At 63.5% G+C, this 17,975-nt stretch carries 12 protein-coding genes; all 12 read right to left on the bottom strand.

What is annotated here, in order from left to right:
* Positions 1 to 58: 58 nt before the first annotated feature.
* Entirely contained in the window at positions 59 to 835 is a 777-nt protein-coding gene (locus tag RHPLAN_RS29845; RefSeq protein ID WP_068026088.1) for an ABC transporter ATP-binding protein, read from the bottom strand.
* Between the two features lie 3 nt (positions 836 to 838).
* Positions 839 to 1,600: an ABC transporter permease gene (locus RHPLAN_RS29840; protein ID WP_068026085.1), complete on the bottom strand. Its 762-nt coding sequence runs from the start codon at positions 1,598 to 1,600 to the stop codon at positions 839 to 841.
* Position 1,601: 1 nt separating this feature from the next.
* A complete protein-coding gene (locus RHPLAN_RS29835; RefSeq protein WP_198164557.1) occupies positions 1,602 to 2,549 on the bottom strand; it encodes an ABC transporter substrate-binding protein in 948 nt (315 codons plus the stop codon).
* Positions 2,550 to 2,587: 38 nt separating this feature from the next.
* Entirely contained in the window at positions 2,588 to 3,562 is a 975-nt protein-coding gene (locus RHPLAN_RS29830; protein WP_084245868.1) for an ABC transporter substrate-binding protein, read from the bottom strand.
* Positions 3,559 to 4,485 (bottom strand): polysaccharide deacetylase family protein, encoded by a 927-nt coding sequence (locus tag RHPLAN_RS29825; protein WP_068026077.1) that lies wholly within the window; start codon positions 4,483 to 4,485, stop codon positions 3,559 to 3,561. Before RHPLAN_RS29825 ends, RHPLAN_RS29830 begins: the two co-directional genes overlap by 4 nt.
* 2 nt (positions 4,486 to 4,487) lie before the next feature.
* Entirely contained in the window at positions 4,488 to 5,192 is a 705-nt protein-coding gene (locus RHPLAN_RS29820) for an isochorismatase family protein (RefSeq protein ID WP_068026075.1), read from the bottom strand.
* Between the two features lie 148 nt (positions 5,193 to 5,340).
* Positions 5,341 to 5,832, bottom strand: a complete 492-nt coding sequence (locus tag RHPLAN_RS29815; RefSeq protein ID WP_084245864.1) for a GlcG/HbpS family heme-binding protein — start codon at positions 5,830 to 5,832, stop codon at positions 5,341 to 5,343.
* 99 nt (positions 5,833 to 5,931) lie between these two features.
* On the bottom strand, positions 5,932 to 8,709 hold the full coding sequence (treY, locus tag RHPLAN_RS29810) for a malto-oligosyltrehalose synthase (protein ID WP_237179939.1): 2,778 nt from the start codon (positions 8,707 to 8,709) through the stop codon (positions 5,932 to 5,934).
* Positions 8,676 to 10,451, bottom strand: coding sequence for a malto-oligosyltrehalose trehalohydrolase (treZ, locus tag RHPLAN_RS29805; RefSeq protein ID WP_068026069.1), 1,776 nt, complete (start codon positions 10,449 to 10,451; stop codon positions 8,676 to 8,678). The genes treY and treZ overlap by 34 nt, the downstream gene beginning before the upstream one ends.
* Positions 10,448 to 12,583 carry a glycogen debranching protein GlgX gene (gene glgX, locus RHPLAN_RS29800; RefSeq protein ID WP_237179938.1) on the bottom strand — a complete coding sequence of 712 codons (2,136 nt, stop codon included), beginning with the start codon at positions 12,581 to 12,583 and terminating at the stop codon, positions 10,448 to 10,450. The genes treZ and glgX overlap by 4 nt, the downstream gene beginning before the upstream one ends.
* Positions 12,537 to 14,693: a 1,4-alpha-glucan branching protein GlgB gene (gene glgB / locus RHPLAN_RS29795; RefSeq protein WP_068026066.1), complete on the bottom strand. Its 2,157-nt coding sequence runs from the start codon at positions 14,691 to 14,693 to the stop codon at positions 12,537 to 12,539. The genes glgX and glgB overlap by 47 nt, the downstream gene beginning before the upstream one ends.
* The gene (gene treS, locus RHPLAN_RS29790) at positions 14,690 to 17,974 is read right to left on the bottom strand and encodes a maltose alpha-D-glucosyltransferase (RefSeq protein WP_068026064.1); all 3,285 of its coding nucleotides are present in this window, start codon (positions 17,972 to 17,974) and stop codon (positions 14,690 to 14,692) included. Before treS ends, glgB begins: the two co-directional genes overlap by 4 nt.
* Position 17,975 lies beyond the last annotated feature (1 nt).

The following is a 17,975-nucleotide window of genomic DNA, read 5'->3' as shown; positions in this document are numbered from 1 at the left end:
GAATTTAGCCGCTCGCGGGAGTGTTGCCATCCGTACTAACCCGGAGGCAGATCATCCGTCAGCCGTGCTCTTCGATGACCGACGCCCGCACGTCGTCCTCGATCAGCTTCCAGATGTGATCCACATAGGCGACGAACTCCGGCTTGCGCTTGATGTCGAGCTCGCGCGGGCGGGGGAGATCGATCTTCACGGCCTCCTGGAGGCGGCCTGGCCGTCGCGCGAACACCAGCACGCGGTCGGCGAGGAACACCGCTTCGTCGATCTGATGGGTGACGAACACGACGGTCTTGCGGCCTTGCTCCCAGATGCGCAGCAGCTCGGTCTGCATGATCTCGCGGGTCTGGGCGTCGAGCGCCGCGAACGGCTCGTCCATCAGCAGCACTTCGGGATCGATCGCGAGCGCGCGCGCGAGGTTCACGCGCTGCCGCATGCCGCCGGAAAGCTGGCGCGGGTGGTAGTTCTCGAAGCCGGCGAGTCCGACGAGCTTGAGCAGGTCGAGGGCGCGCTTGCGCTCCGCCGCGCCGACGCGGCCAGCCACTTCGGGTCCGATCAGCGTGTTCGACAGCACGGTGCGCCAGGGCAGCAGGCTGTCGTTCTGGAACACGAAGCCGCGGCGGCCGCCCGGGCCGCGCAGCGGCTGCCCGTCCAGCATGATGGTGCCCGAGGTCGGGGGCTCGAGCCCCGCGACCATGCGCAGGAACGTGGTCTTGCCGCAGCCGCTCGGCCCGACTACGGCGATGAACTCGCCGCTGTCGACCGCGAGGCTGAGTTCTCTGAGCGCTTCGAGATCGCCGAACCGCTTGCTGAGGCCTGTAATTTCGAGCTTGCGCGCCATGGTTCAGTCCTTCGTCCAGGGCACGAGTTTCTTTTCCATCCAGCCGAAGCCGGCCGTCATGGCGATGCCGGCGATCGCCAGAATGATCACGCCGGCGAACAGGTCCGGCATGTTGAACGCGTCGGCCGACTGGCTGATCAGCCGGCCGAGGCCGGCGCGGGAGCCGAACAACTCGGCCACCACCACGCCAATGAGACCGCGGCCGATGCCGAGCTTAAGGCCGGCCAGGATGAAGGGCAGGGCCGAGGGCAGCGACACCTTGAAGAAGATCTGGCTGCCGCTCGCACCGAAGCTCCGCAGCATCTCGACCAGCCGGTCGCTGGTGGTGCGCAATCCGGCCTCGGTGTTGATCGTCACCGGGAACAGCACCAGGAAGATCACCACCAGCACCTTCGACCAGATGCCGATGCCTAGCCACAGGATGAACAGCGGCGCCAGCGCGATCGTGGGCGTCGCGTAGAAGCCGGAGATCCAGGGCTGCAGCGCCTGTTTGAAGCGCACGCTGCTCGCCATGCCGAAGCCGAAGGCGATGCCGATCGCGCTTGCGATCACGTAGCCCAGCGCGAACTCCTGCGCGCTGACGACGATATGGCGCCCCAACTCGCCGGTCAGGCTGAGCTTCCAGATCGCCACGACGATCTGCGATGGCGACGCCAGAAACAGCGCATTGGCGATCAGGAAGCGGCTCACCAGCTCCCAAAGCAGCAGGCCTCCCGCAACGGAAAGAAAGCTGGCCAGATAGTTCTCGCGCAGATGCTTCAGCATGTCAGTCGGCGATCTGCGTTACGCCGGGCAGGAACAGCCGGTCTACGGAAAAGTCCTGCGGAATGTCGCCCAGCGACTTCAGCGCATCGACCAGCGTGCCGAGTTTCGATTTGGAAATTTTGCCGGTCGCTTCGAGATACTTTCCTTTGATCAGGAAGTCGTAGGCGAGCTCAACGTCGGATTGCTTGATTTTTGAGACCTTCATCAGAATCTGCACCGCCTCGTTGCGATTGGCCGGATCGTAGAGCCAAGCCATGCTCTTGTTGTAGACCTCGATCACCTTCTGCACCGTGGCCTTGTTGCTGGCGGCCCAGTTGGTGTTCACGCTGATGCCGGCGAACGGCATGTCGACATAATCGACGGTGTTGCCGAGGAGCGTGAAGCCCGCCGACTGGGCGTTGAAGCTGAACGGCGGCGTCAGGATCGCCGCATCGACGGCGCCGGCCTGCAGCGCTGAGTAGCGTGCCGACGTGGCGCCGGCGAAGGTCATATCGAACTCGCCGGGCTTGACGCCGTTCGGCGCGAGCATCCGTTCGACGAAAATGCGCGTGATGTCTTTGGCGCCGCCGACCGAGATCATCTTGCCTTTGAGCTCGCCGATGCTCTTCAGGCCGGGCTTGCCGAGCAACGCGTAGGGCGGCGCCTGGACCTCGAGCCGGATGAGCGCGAGCGGCGCGCCCTTTTCGATGGCGCGGATCGGGTCGACCAGCCCGGAATTTGTGGAGAAATTCGCCGATCCCGCGGCGACCTGCTGGATCACCGCGGCGTTCGACTGTGCGTAGACGATGTCGGGCGTCAGGCCGGCCGCTGCGAAGAGGCCTTTCTCCTGCGCGACCGCACTCGGCCAGAAATTCGCCGATGACGAGCCGACCGAGATCAGCGTGACAGTCTCGGCGGCTGTCGCGGGCCGCGCGAACGATGCCAGAGCGAGAATAATTGCCGCAGACATCAGACGCTTCATCGTGGGCCCCATCGCTTGCGGTCTGATCAATCGGTGAGCTTGACGATATCGGGCAAGACCAGCGTGGTGGTGTCGAAATCCGCTGGCAGATCGCCGAGCTGCTGCATGGCCTTGACGATTGCATTCAGCTTGGTGCGTGACAGCTCGCCCTTCGACTCGAAGAACTTGCCCTTGATCAGGAAGTCGTAGGACTTTTCGCAATCCTCGAGCTTGATTTTGCTTACGTCGGCCAGAATCTGCACGGCTTCGGCCCGATTGGCTGGATCGTAGAACCAAGCCACACTCTTCAGATGAGCGGCGAGCATCCGCCGCAACAGGTCTTTGTTGTTCCCTGCCCAGGTGCGATTGACGATCGAGCCCGAGAACGGCAGCTCGGGCGCGTAGTCGACGGTTAGTCCAAGTTCGTTGTAGCCCGCCGCCACTGCCTGGAAGTTATATGGCGGCACCACGAGAGTCGCGTCCACGGCTCCGGCCTGCAAGGCAGAGGCGCGCGCCGCAGTTGCGCCGGCAAACACAGTGTCGAACTCGCCGGGTTTGACGCCGTTCGGCTCAAGCATGCGCTCGATGTAGATCTTGGTGATGTCCTTGGGACCGCCAATCGAGATCACCTTGCCCTTGAGATCCTTGATGGTCTTGATCGAAGGCTTGGAGATGAGCGCATAGGGTGGTGCCTGCAGTTCGAGCCGCACGATCGCCACCGGCGCTTTCTGTGATGCCGCGCGGATCGGATCAACCAGGCCGGTCGACATGGTGATGTCGAGAGAGCCTGCTGCGAGCTGCTGCACAAGATTTGCGCTCGACTGTACGTAAACGACGTCGAGGTTGATGTTCTCGGCGGCAAAGAAGCCCTTCTTCTGGCCGATGAACACCGGCCAGATATTGGACGAGGCCGAGCCCACTGTGCCGATGGTGACCGTATCGGCGGCGCGTGCGGATGGCTGCGTCGCCAAGCTCGAACCGAGCAGCAACAGCGCCAAGGCAACGCGCCGCGAGTACGTCATTTTCGCCCTCCTGCCGCCCGCTTCCTCGCGGGCGTCTTGCTCTCCGGCACACCGTCCATCTGAGCCAGGTAATGCCTTGCAATTTCCGAGCCGGTCGCCTTCCAGACCTTCTTGTGCTTACAGATGTATTTCAACGCTGCGTCGAAGGCGCCGATCCGGTGCGGCACACCAATCAAATAGGGGTGCAAAGCGATCGCCATGACGCGGCCGGACTTGGCACCCTCTTTATAAAGCACGTCGAACTGGTCGCAGATCATCTTGGCGAAGCCGTCGGCTGAGACCAAACGTCGCTCAATCGCCGATTTGTCATTGAGTTGCTGGGTATAAGGCATGGAGACGATGGTGCGGCCGTCGTCCAACGTCATCTGGTAAGGCTGGTCGTCATTGCACCAGTCGGCGACATACTCGCAGCCGTTGTCGATCAGGTGGTCGAGCGAGTCCCAGGTCTCCTGAAGGCCTGAACTGAGCCAGCCTGTGGGCCGCTTGCCGGTGTGCTTTTCGATGGTCGAGAAGGTGTTGCGGACGATCTGCGCCTCTTCACCGGGACCAGCCTCATTCAGCCGGCGCGTGTTGCTCTCGTTGTGGCCCATCCACTCCCACTTGCGCTTCTCGCCTTCCTCCATGATGCGAGGATGTTCCGCACAGAGGTTCGAGTTGAGCGCGACCGTGCCGCGAATGTCATACTTGTCGAGCGTGTCCATGATGCGGAACACGCCGACGCGGTTGCCGTAATCGCGCTCGCTCCACATCACGACGTCGGGAATCTTGGCGCCTGCGCCGTAGCCGCCGGGCTTCTCCAGCATCGAGAAGTATTCGATGTTGGGAATGATCCAGAGCGCGACATGCGCGCCTCCCGGCCATTCCAGCCGCGGGCGGTCGATGATCGGCGAGTAGGGAAACGGACCGTAGGAGCGCGGCTTCATGGTCAGCTCGCCTTTTTCACCGCGAGACCGTCGAGGTGTTTCACGACCTCGTCGACGCGCATCACGTCGGTGTATTTGTGGTGCATGTCGAACAGGTTGACCTTGTGCGACAGCATGCTGCGATCGAAGCAGCATTCCTCGACCACCGTGACGTGGAAACCGGCCGAATAGGCATCGACCGAAGACGCCCGCACGCAGCCCGACGTGCTTTCGCCGCAGACGATGATGCTCTGGATGCCGAGCTGTGTCAGATGCGCCATGATCGGCGTGCCGTAGAAGGCCGAGGCGCGCTGCTTGGTGATGACGACGTCGCCGGTCTGCGGCTTGAACTCCGGCCTGATCTGATAGAGATCCGGATCGAGCTGCACGCGCTGACGCCGCGTCGCGGTTACGCGCGAGGGGATGCTGTCGAGGCGGGTGTCCGAGGTCGTATAGAAGATCGGGATGCCGGCTGCACGCGCCGCGGCGAACAGCCGCTTGGTCGGCTCGATCGCCGCATGAGCATTCTCGCCGCACGTCGACGGATAGGTGTTGTGGAGCTGTGCCACGGGCTTGGCGCCGCCCTGATACGCGAGCTCGTAGAGGTCGATGGCGAGCAGCGCCGGCGAAGGACCAACAAACGTCTTCCGCGAATAGTGCTTATAGATGTCGAGGACGTCCGGCGGCACGGTGTCCTTCCAGCAATGGTTCTCGAAATCGTCGGCCATGGTGCTCTCCCTGCACATATCGATCTGGCGAAGGAGGGAGCCTATCGGGGCTGCCGTCAACGTCAAAGCGTCACTTGACGGATCAGCTATGCGGCGCACCGTTCTCGCCCGTGGAAAGCGGCAAGCGCAATCGCAACAAACGACGCGGCTATTTGAGCTGATCCGACACCTTGGCGATCGCAGCCTTGGCGCAGTTCTCGTCACCCTCCTGGGACGATCCGCTGACGCCGACCGCGCCGATGGTTTCGTCGCCAATCTTGATCGGCACGCCGCCGCCGAGCGGGATCACGTCGGCGAGGCCGCGCTGGCCGGCAAGTGCGGTTTCGCTGCGCTTGGCCCATTCGAGCGATGTCTGCCGGAATGTTCTGGCCGTGTAGGCCTTTCGACGCGCCAGATCGAAGCCGTGCGGCGGCGAGCCGTCGCCGCGAATCCAGACGCGGACCAGGCCCGCACGATCGACCACTGCGACCGATAGACCCACGCCGTTCGCGGAGCATTCCATGGCGGCGTCTGCAATCGCGCGCGCCAGCGGTGTCGAGATGTTGCGTTCGGAGATCACGCCCTGCGCATGCGCCATGATCGAAGAGGCGAGCATGACAAACACACATACAAAGAGCGGCAGTCGAAAGTGATGTCGCATGATCGCCTCCCCAGATGATTGAGGTGGCATTCGTTCGCGCCACTCTCTTTCAAGGGAGCATAGCGTTGATTGTGGCGCCCCGGAAGGATGACCGCGTCGTCAACCGCTTATCAAAACTGCAACCGGCAACTTGTTGAGCAACTCGCGGCAGCAGAGGCTCGCTGGAGCGCCGGGTATCAGCGCGTTGTCCCAGGTGCTGCGATGATCGGCGTTGATGGTGATCTCGGCGTTAAAGCCCTCCGTCGGCCAATGGTTGCCTTGATCGGTGAGCGCTGCGAAATGACGCCCGGTCACGACCAAGAGCCGCTCGCTGCGATGAGGCCTCATGAAAGCCGTGATGTGTTCCCGATCGGGGCCTGTGACTTCAACCGGTTGGTAGCGGCCTTCGCAAAACAGAGCCGGGTGGCGGTTGCGAAGCTGCAAGAGCTTGTGCGTGAGCGCGAGCTTGAGATGGCCGTCCAACCAGCGACCGACGAGATCGTTCCAATCCGCATCGGCGGCGAGCGCTGCGCGACGGGCATCGAAGTCGACAGGCCTGCGATTGTCGGGGTCGACCAGCGACAGGTCCCACAATTCGGTGCCCTGATAGAAATCCGGCACGCCGGGCATCGTGGCCTTGAGCACGAGCTGTGACAGGCTGTTGAGTGCACCCATGAGCGTGGTCCGGCGCGCAAAGTCTCCGAACGTGTCGAGGAATTCGAGCGACTCCGTCCGGTCGAGCATGCGCCGCACGAAGGCCGTGAGCTTTGCCTCATAGTCCTCGTTGGGGCTGATCCAGCTGGTTTCGAGCTTGCCCTCGCGGGCGGCCTTCACCGCATAGGCCTCGATGCGCTTGACGAAGTCGTCGCTGATCGGGGCGTGCGGCCAGACGCCGATCAGTGTCTGATACAGAAGATACTCGTGTCCGACGGACGGGCTTCGTTCGTCGTCGGAGATCGTCACGAAGCGCGCGTTCAGCCTGCGCCAATGCGTGACATGCTCTTCCCACAAGCCTGGGATTTCGGAGAGCGCGAGGATGCGGGCACGGGCGTCCTCGCCGCGCTTGGTGTCGTGTGTCGAGGTCGCCGTCAGGCCATGCGTGAAATGCCCGGCGCGTTGCGCCATCCGGCGATGGAATTCATCGGTCGAAAGGCCGGGCAGGGTCGGATAGCCGCCGACCTCGTTCAGCGCGATCAGACTCTGATAGCGATAGATCGCCGTGTCCTCGAGCGACTTCGCCATCATGGGGCCGGTGAACTGCTGAAGCTTGAGCGCGAACTGCCGGACTCGCGTGCGGCTGTAGGGCAGGCCCGAATGATTGAGGTCGGTGGTGATGCAACAGCGAAGGAAATCGAAGATGTCGATATCGGGTCCCTGCCAGCGGCGGCGCGCGGCGGCGATCACATTGTCGATCGCGATGCGGTCGCGGTCGGCGCAGCTGCGTGGCGAGACGTACGTGCGGTAGACTGGGAATTCGAGCACATAGAGCTCCAGTGCCTCCCGCAGCCGGTCTGGCGTGTAGTCGCGCGAGCTGAAGTGCCCGGCCGCGATGCGGGCGAGAAGCTGCGCCAGCACGTTGAACTCGCTCGCCAGAATGGTGTTGAGCACGCGAAGCTTCGCGCTTTCCAGCACGGCCTCGAAGTGGCCGAGCTCTGGCGCCATGTCGCGCCAGGTTCGCTCAAGCTCGACGCGTCCGCGCTCGTTGACAAGCAACCGTGAGATCGTGTTGAGCCATTCATAGCCGGTGGTGCCGGCAATGCCGGAAAACGGCGGCAGCTCCTCGTCGTCCTCGACGATCTTTTCGATCACCACATAGAACGGCTCTCTGCGGCCGCGCGCTTGCGCGGTCAGCGTCTGCAGGCGGCGGGTGTATTGCAATGGATCGTAAAGGCCGTCGATGTGGTCGAGCCGCAGCCCATGCAGACGCCCTTCTGCGATCAGGCGGGCGACCAGGACATGGGTCTTCTGGAACGTGCCGGCGTCTTCCATGCGAAGGCCGGCGAGCTCGTTGACGTCGAAGAAGCGCCGGTAGTTGATGCTGGACGGCGCGAGCCGCCAGAACGCCAGCCGATAGTGCTGACGCTCCAGCAGGCGATGCAGCAGGTTGATCCCGCTTTCGTGGTCGGGGCGATAGGCCTTCAGCCCGCGTTCGATGACAGAAGGCGCATCGGGAATATCGGCGAGTCTGCGCTTCAGCGCCGGGGTATTGCGATAGGATGGCGTGCCGGGGTGGCGGTGCTCGTCGGCGAGCGCCAGCATCGCTTCGCCGGCGGGCTCCTTTGTGCCGTCGGCTGCCGTGACAATGGTGCTCAGGATATCGCTATAGCGCTGCGGATTGATCGGGAAGCGATGGTCGAAATACCAGGCTGAGAAGCTTCCCTCGGTTGCGTCGTATTTCAGCTCGATCTCGCCCGCGGTGAGAGCCCCGTTGTACGGTTGCCCCAGAACCGGCAGCAGCACACCGCCGCCCTTGCGATAAGGCAGCAGATCCCACGCGATGTCGAAGGAGGCGGCATGCGGTGACTGCGGGCCCCATTCCAGCACGTCGAGCCACCAGGGATTATCGTGACCTCCGACCGCCATGTGGTTCGGCACGAAATCCAGAATGAGACCGAGATCGTGCTGCTTCAAAGCATCGCTCAGCCGCGTGAAGGCCTCGTCGCCGCCGAATTCCGGATTGAGCGCGTTGTGGTCGATGATGTCGTAGCCGTGCTGGCTGCCGGCCCGGGCTTTGAGGAACGGCGACGCATAGAGATGGCTGATGCCGAGCGCCTTGAGGTAAGGCACAAGCGCCGTCGCCTGATCGAAGCCGAAGTCTTTGCTCAGCTGCAGCCGATAAGTCGAATGCGGAATGGCGGGCGGCATCAGCTCGGCCCGATCCATACGAACACCGACCACGGCGGAAGTTCATCGGGTGGCGGGCCGCCCCACACGGCGTGGCCAGACATGGCGTGAGGCCGCTCGCGCGCTTGCAAGCTGAAGTTCGCGAGCATCGACAGCCTCTCGGCGGGACGTATGCGCCATTGAGCGATGAGGACGCCGTCCTCGAAACGCGCCGTGCCGTGACCGTCCATCAAGTGCGGCAGCCGCGGTGTGATGTGAGCCTTGCGCGCCCCGAGGAGGTCTTTCACGAATGTCAGGCGTGCGGTGTGCCCGGACTGTGACCGCACGCTCCAATCGAGGGTCGCGAGCCGTACTGTTTCTTCCGCCAGAGGATCAGGCACCTCGTCGCGATACTTTTCATAAGCTTCAGAAAATTCCCGCCGCCGGCCCTCGCGCACCGCCTGTGCCAGATCGCCCTTGAAATCGCAGAAGAACGGAAACGGCTCGCGCGCCGCCCATTCGTCGCCCATGAACATCAGCGGCGGGCCCGGCGCGAGCAACGTGATGGCGAGCGCAGCCTCAAGGGCCTCGGGCGTTGCCAGCCCGGTCAATCGTTCGCCGAGCGCGCGGTTGCCGATCTGGTCGTGGTTTTGCAGGAAGTTGACGAACGCCGTGAGCGGCAACTTGGCGGTGGTTTCGCCGCGCGGCTCGCCGCCGCGATGCGGCGACGGCTCGCCCTGATAGGCGAAGCCCTGTGCCAGCACTCGCGCGATGTAGGGCGCGGGATCGCGATAGTCGGCGTAGTAGCTGGTGGTTTCACCTGTCAGCGCGACGTGAAACGCGTGGTGATAGTCGTCATTCCACTGCGCGCGATACTTGCCGACAGGAGGATCGACGACGGGATCGAGCAGGCTCGCCTGATTGGCATCGTTCTCCAGGACCAGGTGAATGTGCCGGCCGCTTTCCGCGATCAATGCACCGGCGGCCTCGCTCAGTTTGCGCAGGAGAAGTCCGCGGCCCGGCTCGACGATGGCGTGGACCGCGTCGAGGCGCAGCCCATCGAAGCGAAACTCGTCGAGCCAATAGAGGGCATTCTCGATTGCGAAACGCCGCACCAGCGGATTTCCGTAATCGATCGCGCTGCCCCAGGGTGTGTTCGCCGGCGTGAAAAACTGCGGCGCATAGCGGCCGAGATAATTTCCCTCGGGGCCGAAGTGGTTGTAGACCACGTCGAGAAACACCATCAGGCCCTTGCCATGGGCGGCATCGATCAAGGCCTTGAGATCGTCAGGCCGGCCATAGGCGCTGTCGGGGGCAAACAGCAGTACGCCGTCATAGCCCCAGTTCCAGCGGCCGGCGAAATCGGCGACGGGCATCAGCTCGATCGCCGTGAAGCCTGCCTCGACCACATGGTCGAGCTTGTCGATCGCGGCGCGGAACGTGCCGTCCGTCGTAAAGGTGCCGGTGTGCATCTCCAGGAACACGCATTCATGCCACGGGCGGCCCTTCCAGCCGGCGGCCTGCCAGCCGAAGGCCGGGTCGATCACTTCGCTGGGCCCATTGACGTCTTCCGGCTGGAAGCCCGACGCAGGGTCAGGCACGTCGATCTCGTCGTCGATGCGGAAGCGGTAGCGCGTGCCAGGCCTGGCATCCGGCGCCACGATCGAGAACCAGCCTTCGCTGTCGCGCTGCATCGGACGGATGTCTTCTTCCTTGCCATGCATCTTGAGTGCGACGCTCTTTGCGTCCGGCGCCCACAGCCGGAACGTCACGCCGTCGGCGCCGATCGCCGGTCCAAAGCGTCGATCCCTGGTCATGGCTTGCCGGCGAAAGCCAGGATCGATGTCGCGGGCGAGGTGAGCTTTGCGCCAGGCACCTCACTCACGTCTTCCTTCAGCACCGAGTTGTCGGCCGTGCTGAGCACGCGCGACCATTTCGCGATGCCCGGAAGCTTTGGCAAGGTGACCGCGATGGCATCGTGCGCGCCGTTGAACACGAGGTAGAGCGGCTCGCCGCCGGCCTTCTCGCCGCTGGCTTTGGGCGCCGCCAGCACATAAGCGAGAAATCGCCCTTCAGGGAATTTCCAATCCTCCTCGTTCATCTCGGCCGCGTCGGGGCGCAGCCAGATCACGTCGTGGCTGCCGTCGCCATTTTTGCCTTCGAGCCAGTGCCGCGTCCGAATCTGCGGGAAGCGCTGCCTCAACTCGGCCATCGCGCCGACGAATCCGGTGTCATCATCTTCGCTGCCGAGTTTCGACCAGTTCACCCAGCCGATCTCGTCGTCCTGGCAATAGGCGTTGTTGTTGCCGCCTTGCGTGTTGGCGACTTCGTCGCCGGCCAGCATCAGTGGGACACCCATGGCGAGAAGCAGAGATGCAAGCTGGTTGCGACGCAGCAGCCTGCGGCAGGCGAGAATCTTGGGATCGTCGGTCGGGCCCTCGACGCCGCAATTGAGGCTGTTGTTGTCGTCGGAGCCGTCGCGATTGTCCTCCTTGTTCGCCTCGTTGTGCTTGTGCTCATAGCTGACGAGGTCGTTCAACGTGAAGCCGTCGTGCACGACGACATGATTGATGCTGGCCTGCGGTGCGCGGCCATCGTGCCGGTATTGCGGGGCCGAGCCGGTCAGCGCGCTGGCAAGTTCGCCGAGGAGATTGCCTTCGCCGCGCCAGTAGCGCCGCATGGTCTTGCGATAGACGTCGTTCCACTCCGACCAGCCCGGCGGAAAGCCGCCGACCTGATAGCCGCCGAGGCCGATGTCCCATGGCTCGGCGATCATCTTGACGTTGGCCAGCACCGGGTCCTGACGCACGGCCGCGAAGAATGCCGCGTGCCTGTCGAAGCCCGGCGTGCGGCCGAGTGTCGATGCGAGATCGAAGCGGAAGCCGTCGACGTGAAAGACCTCGACCCAGTGCCGCAGCGAGTCCATCACCATCTGCAACACGCGCGGATGCGTCAGATTCAGCGCGTTGCCAGTGCCGGTGTAATTCTCGTAAAAGCGCGGCTTGTCGGGCACCAGCCAATAATACGCGGTGTTGTCGATGCCGCGGTAGCAATGGGTCGGGCCGAGGTGATTGCCCTCGCAGGTGTGGTTGTAGACCACGTCGAGGATCACCTCGATGCCGGCGCTGTGCAGCTCGGACACCGTGGAGCGGAAGGCGCTCTGGACGTTCTCGTTGTCGTAACGCTGCTCCAGAGCGAAAAAGCTCAGCGTGTTGTAGCCCCAATAGTTCTTCAATCCGTGCTCGACGAGATGGCGCTCGTCCATGAAGGAGTGGATCGGCAGGAGCTCGAGCGCGGTGACGCCAAGCTTGCGCAGATGTTCGATCATCGCAGGCGCGGCGAGACCTCGGTACGTGCCGCGCAGCTCCTTGGGCACGTCCTCCCGAAGCTGCGTCACGCCTTTGATATGAGCCTCGTAGATAAAGGTGTCTTCCCACGCTGTGCTGGGATGGATGTCACGGCCCCAGGTGTGAGCCGGATCGACCACCGCGGATTTGATCATCGAGCGCGCGTTGTCGCGGCGGTCGATGGCGAGGTCCTCGCGTTTGTGTCCGATGCGATAGGGCAGATGCGCGTCGGTCCAGTGATAGGCGCCGCCGAACTGCCTGGTGTATGGATCGATCAGCAGCTTGTTCGGGTTGAAGCGGAAGCCGCGTTCGGGATCGTACGGCCCGTGCACACGATAGCCGTAAAGCTGGCCCGGCCGGGCGGACAGCACGTAGCCGTGCCAGACGTCGTCGGTGCGTTCCGGCAGCGGAAGGCGCTCCAACTCGGTGCGGCCGGTGCGGTCGAACAGGCACAACTCCACCTTCTCGGCGGTCGACGAGAACAGCGCGAAGTTGGTGCCGCGGCCATCCCAGGTCGCGCCAAGCGGATGCGGCGAGCCGGCGGAAATCCGCTGGCTAGCCTTCGGGTACGAAATAGAGGGCAGCAAGCGGTGGTAAGACAAGGTGGAGCTCCGGACTGTCCGGCGTCACAACAGCCGAGACCAGTCCCCCGTTCCCCGCATTGCTGCCGCCATATGCAGCAGCATCGGTGTTGAGCACCTCGCGCCAGTTTCCGGCGAAGGGTACTCGGATGCGGTAGTTGTGCCGGACCTCGGGCGTGAAGTTCACCACCACCACGCAGCGCGCGCGGGGGGCCTGCCCCTTGCGCAGCCAGGCGAACACGCTCTGGTTGGCGTCGTCGGTGACCAGCCATTCGAAGCCGTTGGCGTCGCAATCGAGCTGGTGCAGCGCCGGCGTCGACCGGTAGAGCTTGTTGATATCCCGAATGAGTCGCTGCACGCCCTGATGCTGCGGCCGTTCGAGCAAGTGCCACGGCAGGCTTTGATCGTGATTCCACTCGGTATCCTGGGCGAATTCGCAGCCCATGAACATCAGCTTCTTGCCCGGATGGCCGAACATGAATCCGTAGTAGGCGCGCAGATTGGCGAAGCGCTGCCACTCGTCGCCTGGCATGCGGCCGAATATGGAGCGCTTGCCGTGCACGACTTCGTCGTGAGACAGCGGCAGGACGAAATTCTCGAAGAACGCGTAGTGCAGTCCGAACAGGATGCTGCCGTGATGGTGACGGCGGTGAATCGGCTCCTTGGAAATGTAGTCAAGGGTGTCGTGCATCCACCCCATGTTCCATTTGTAGCCAAAGCCAAGCCCGCCCCAATCGACCGGCCGTGACACCATTGGGAAGGCGGTGGATTCTTCGGCCACCGTGGTGGCGTGCGGGTTGCGCCCGTACACCTGCGTGTTGGCGCGGCGCAGGAAATCAATCGCTTCGATGTTCTCGCGGCCGCCGTGCTTGTTCGGAATCCAGCCGCCTTGCGGCCGGCTGTAGTCGAGATAGAGCATCGAGGCGACGGCATCGACCCGCAGCCCGTCGATGCCGTAACGCTCCAGCCAGAACAGCGCGTTGGCGATGAGCATGTTCGACACTTCGACGCGGCCGTAATTGTAGATCAGCGTGCCCCAGTCGAGATGGCGGCCCTGCATCGGATTGGCGTGTTCGTAGAGCGCGGTGCCGTCGAACTGGGCGAGGCCATGCGGATCGTCCGGGAAGTGACCCGGCACCCAGTCGAGCAGGACGCCGAGGCCTGCGCGATGACAGGCGTCGATGAAATGCGCGAAGTCTTCCGGTGTGCCGAAGCGGCTGGTCGGCGCAAAGAGACCGGTCGGCTGATAGCCCCATGAGCCGTCGAACGGATGCTCGGAAATCGGCATCAGCTCGATGTGGGTGAAGCCCATGTCGGTCACGTAGGCGGGGAGCTGCTCGGCCATTTCGCGATAGGTCAGCCAGCGGTTGCCGTCCTCCGGCTTTCTTCGCCACGAGCCGAGATGAACTTCGTAGATCGAGATCGGCGCGCCGAGCGCGTTGGCGTCGTGCTCGAGCCGCGCCGGACGCGGCAGGCGCTTGTCGTCGATCACCACGGAGGCGGTCGACGGCCTGATCTCGGCGCCGAACGCGATCGGATCGGACTTCAACGGCAGCATCTGCCCGTTCGGGCCGACGATCTCATACTTGTACTTGTCGCCGGCGCGTGCGGCGGGCACGAAGATTTCCCAATAGCCGTTGCCGCGCACACGCATGGCATGGCGGCGTCCGTCCCACAGATTGAAATCGCCGACCACGCTGACGCGCCGGGCGTTCGGTGCGAACACCGCAAAGCCCACGCCGTGCACGCCCTCGAACTCCATCGGATGCGCGCCGAGCTTGTTGGCGAGATCGAGATGATTGCCTTCGCCAAGCAGATGGAGATCGAGGTCCGACAAAATCGGGGGGAAGCGGTAGGGGTCTTCGAGCTCGACCTCGCGCGTGCCAAAGCGGGCGCGCAGGCGATAGTGGCGTTCATCGGCCGCCACCGGTCCGGCAAACAGGCCGGCATCGTGGATGCGCGGCAGTTCACTGACATGGCCTGCGTCGTCGAGCACCTTCACTTCGGCGGCGTCAGGCAGGAACACGCGCACCACCGGCCGGTCGTTCTCATGATGCAAGCCGAGATAGTTGAACGGGTCGTGATGGACGCCGTTGACGATCGCCTGGGCTGCTGAGGAGAGGTGATTCATGGTTGCACGACACCGTGATGGGCAAGGATGCGTAACGTCCCTTCAAGGGGAACGTGCAACCACGCCGGACGGTTCATCAGCTCGTATTCCATCTCGTAGAACGCCTTCTCGAGAAGGAAGAATTCCAGGAGATCGCGCGCCTCCGTGGCGTCTGCAGGCCACAGCGCTGCATCGGCGGTCTGCCGGCAGGCGTTCCAGAACTCCTCCGTCGCCTTCTGCCGCCAGATGTCGAGCTTGGGTTTCAGGATTGCGCGCTCCTCGGCGGTGAGGTTGGTCGCGTTGGCGAGCGCCGCAGTGGTCGAATAGTCGATCGAGCGGAGCATGCCGGCGATGTCACGCGCCGCCGGAACCTTCTGCCGGCGCTCGTCCAACGAGCGGCCGGGCTCACCCTCGAGATCGAGGATGAAGGCGTCATCCTTGACGATCAGCACCTGGCCCAGATGGAAGTCGCCGTGATGGCGCGCTTTTGAGGCGTTGGCACAGCCCGGCAGCAATGAGCGGATATGCGCTTCGATCGCCGGGCGCACCTGCAGCAGCCGGTCGACGTCGGCCGTGACGGCCTCTTCGAGGCTCGCCCGTTTTGAAGTCAGGAGATCGAGCACGTGGCCGGAGCGCTCGACGAGCCGCTCGGTCCAGGCCGAGACATCCTCGGGACGGATCGGCTCGGGCGCAAAGTCGGGAACGTCGGGACGGCTCGCGAGCGCCGTCTGGAATTCGCCGGTGCGGCGGCCGAGCTGCCGGATGCGCTGGAGATAGGACGTCAGCTCCATATCTTCTTCAGCGTTGGCGGCCGTCAGCACCCGCTGGTCGTCGATGTAGCGATCGAGAAAGGCGCCGGTCACGGTCCAGGCGTCGCCCTGGTTTTCGACGAAGCGATGCACCACGGCAAGCGCGCTGCGCGCGCTGCCTTCAACCAGTTCGACGGAGCCGAGCAGGTCCGGCACATTACGGAAGCTGGTGTGCTCGATCAGGAAGCGTCCCATCTCGATTTCGGGATGGATGCCTTCGTTGACCTTGCGCAGCACCTTGACGACATAATCGCGGTCCGCGATCACCGTGGTGTTGGACTGTTCGCGATTGAGCGCGGTGGCCTTCTCGATCGTCGGCTGTGGCGCGTCTTTGAAGACGCTGGTCGGAGTGAACTCGATCCGATACCTGCCTTCCTCGATCGCGTGGCTGTCATGGACGGCCGTCAGCAACACGGTGATGGCGTCCTTGTCTGCTGCGGCATCGACCAGCGCGCCCTCCCGTGGGCCACGGCGAATGGCAGCGAGCACATTGGGTGTCATCGAAGCATCGAGCCGGTCGGGTCGCGCCCATCGCAGGGTCAGCGGCACCTGATAGAGCGAAGTGGCGCCGCGCGAGGAAGCCACCCTCACCAGTGCGAGACCTGCCGACAGGTTTTCGCGCTCGACCGGGATGAGCGCTTCAAGCTTGGCCACCTCGACGCCGTGAGCTTTCTCGGCGAACCAGCGGCGCTCGCGCAGGAAGGCCGGCAGCACGTCGTTCTCTAGCGCATTGCGTTCGCGGCTCGCCAGAAGGGAATTCCAACCCGCAGTCCAGACCAGTGTGGTGTGTTCCCGCAAAATCGGCGCGGGCTTGGTTTCCTGTGGCGCGTCGGTGAGCAGGAACCAGAAGAAGCCATAAGGCGCGAGCGTGATGGCGTAAGGCTCGTCGCCGATGCGAGGGAAGGTGCTGCGGCCAAGCATCTCCATCGGTATCCGGCCTTTCCATGGCCGCAGATCGAAGAGCGCCGACTGCGCCGAACGGGAAAGGTTTGCCACGCACAGCACGGTGTCGTTCTCGTACGAGCGGATGTAGCCCAGCACGGTGCGATTGGCGGGGCGCACGAAGGTGAGAGAGCCGCGGCTGAAGGCCTGAGTGGAGCGCCGCACGCCGATCAGGCGCTTGTGCCAGTTGAGCAGCGAGGACGGGCTGCGCTGCTGCGCCTCCACGTTGACCGACTGGTGGCCATAGACCGCGTCCATGATCACCGGCAGATAGAGCCTCGCCGGATCGCAGCGCGAGAAGCCGGCGTTGCGGTCCGAAGTCCACTGCATCGGCGTACGGACGCCGTTGCGGTCGCCGAGATAGATGTTGTCACCCATGCCGATCTCGTCGCCGTAATAGATGATCGGCGTACCGGGCAGCGAGAACAGCAGCGAGTTCATCAGCTCGATCTTGCGGCGATCGTTGTCCATCAACGACGCGAGCCGCCGACGGATGCCGAGATTGATGCGGGCGCGTGGATCGTTGGCGTAGGTCGACCAGAGATAGTCGCGCTCCACGTCGGTGACCATTTCCAATGTCAGCTCGTCGTGGTTGCGCAGGAACAGCGCCCACTGGCAGTTCGCCGGAATGTCCGGCGTCTGCCGCAGGATGTCGGCGATCGGGAAGCGGTCTTCCTGGGCGATCGCCATGTAGATGCGCGGCATCAACGGAAAATGGTAGGCCATCTGGCATTCGTCGCCATCGCCGAAATAGGCTGCGACGTCTTCGGGCCACTGGTTGGCCTCGGCGAGCAGCAGCTTTCCGGGCGCGTAGGAATCGAGCTCGCGGCGGATCTGTTTGATGATCGCATGCGTCTCGGGGAGATTCTCGTTGTTGGTGCCCTCGCGCTCGCAGAGATAAGGGATCGCGTCGAGCCGGAACCCGTCGACGCCCATGTCGAGCCAGCGCCGCATCACCTGGATCACGGCCCACAGCACCCGTGGATTGTCGAAATTCAGATCCGGCTGATGCGAAAAGAAGCGGTGCCAGTAGTAGGCATTGGCCTGCGGGTCCCAGCTCCAGTTCGACTTCTCGGTATCGCTGAAGATGATCCGCGTGCCGGAATATTTCTGGTCGTTGTCGCTCCAGACGTACCAGTTGCGTGCATCAGTGTGCGGTCCGCTCCTTCGCGCGCGTTTGAACCACGGATGCTGGTCGGAGGTGTGGTTGATGACCAACTCGGTGATCACCCGCAGATCGCGGCGGTGCGCCTCGTTCATGAAGCGGCGAAAATCGCGCAGCGTGCCGAAATCGCGGTTGATGCGCCGGTAGTCGGCGATGTCGTAGCCGTCGTCGCGGCCGGGGCTCGGATAGAACGGCAACAGCCACAGCGTGTTGACGCCGAGGTCCTGCAGATAGTCGAGCCGCTCGGTCAGCCCTGCGAAATCGCCGATTCCGTCATTGTTGCTGTCGGCAAAGGCTTTGACGTGGAGCTGATAGATGACGGCGTCTTTGAACCAGAGCTCGTTCTGAGCCTTGGGCTGCACATCGATCTGCGGCAGGACGTTCACG

Source organism: Rhodoplanes sp. Z2-YC6860, from assembly GCF_001579845.1.
Classification (GTDB): Bacteria; Pseudomonadota; Alphaproteobacteria; order Rhizobiales; family Xanthobacteraceae; genus Z2-YC6860.
This window is presented reverse-complemented; position numbering and strand designations above follow the sequence as displayed.

Coding starts and splice junctions, on each gene's coding strand:
- glgB (WP_068026066.1), bottom strand. CDS start 14,693: ATGAATCACCTCTCCTCAGCAGCCCAGGCGATCGTCAACGGCGTCCAT.
- RHPLAN_RS29825 (WP_068026077.1), bottom strand. CDS start 4,485: ATGAAGCCGCGCTCCTACGGTCCGTTTCCCTACTCGCCGATCATCGAC.
- RHPLAN_RS29840 (WP_068026085.1), bottom strand. CDS start 1,600: ATGCTGAAGCATCTGCGCGAGAACTATCTGGCCAGCTTTCTTTCCGTT.
- RHPLAN_RS29835 (WP_198164557.1), bottom strand. CDS start 2,549: ATGTCTGCGGCAATTATTCTCGCTCTGGCATCGTTCGCGCGGCCCGCG.
- RHPLAN_RS29830 (WP_084245868.1), bottom strand. CDS start 3,562: ATGACGTACTCGCGGCGCGTTGCCTTGGCGCTGTTGCTGCTCGGTTCG.
- RHPLAN_RS29845 (WP_068026088.1), bottom strand. CDS start 835: ATGGCGCGCAAGCTCGAAATTACAGGCCTCAGCAAGCGGTTCGGCGAT.
- treZ (WP_068026069.1), bottom strand. CDS start 10,451: ATGACCAGGGATCGACGCTTTGGACCGGCGATCGGCGCCGACGGCGTG.
- RHPLAN_RS29815 (WP_084245864.1), bottom strand. CDS start 5,832: ATGCGACATCACTTTCGACTGCCGCTCTTTGTATGTGTGTTTGTCATG.
- RHPLAN_RS29820 (WP_068026075.1), bottom strand. CDS start 5,192: ATGGCCGACGATTTCGAGAACCATTGCTGGAAGGACACCGTGCCGCCG.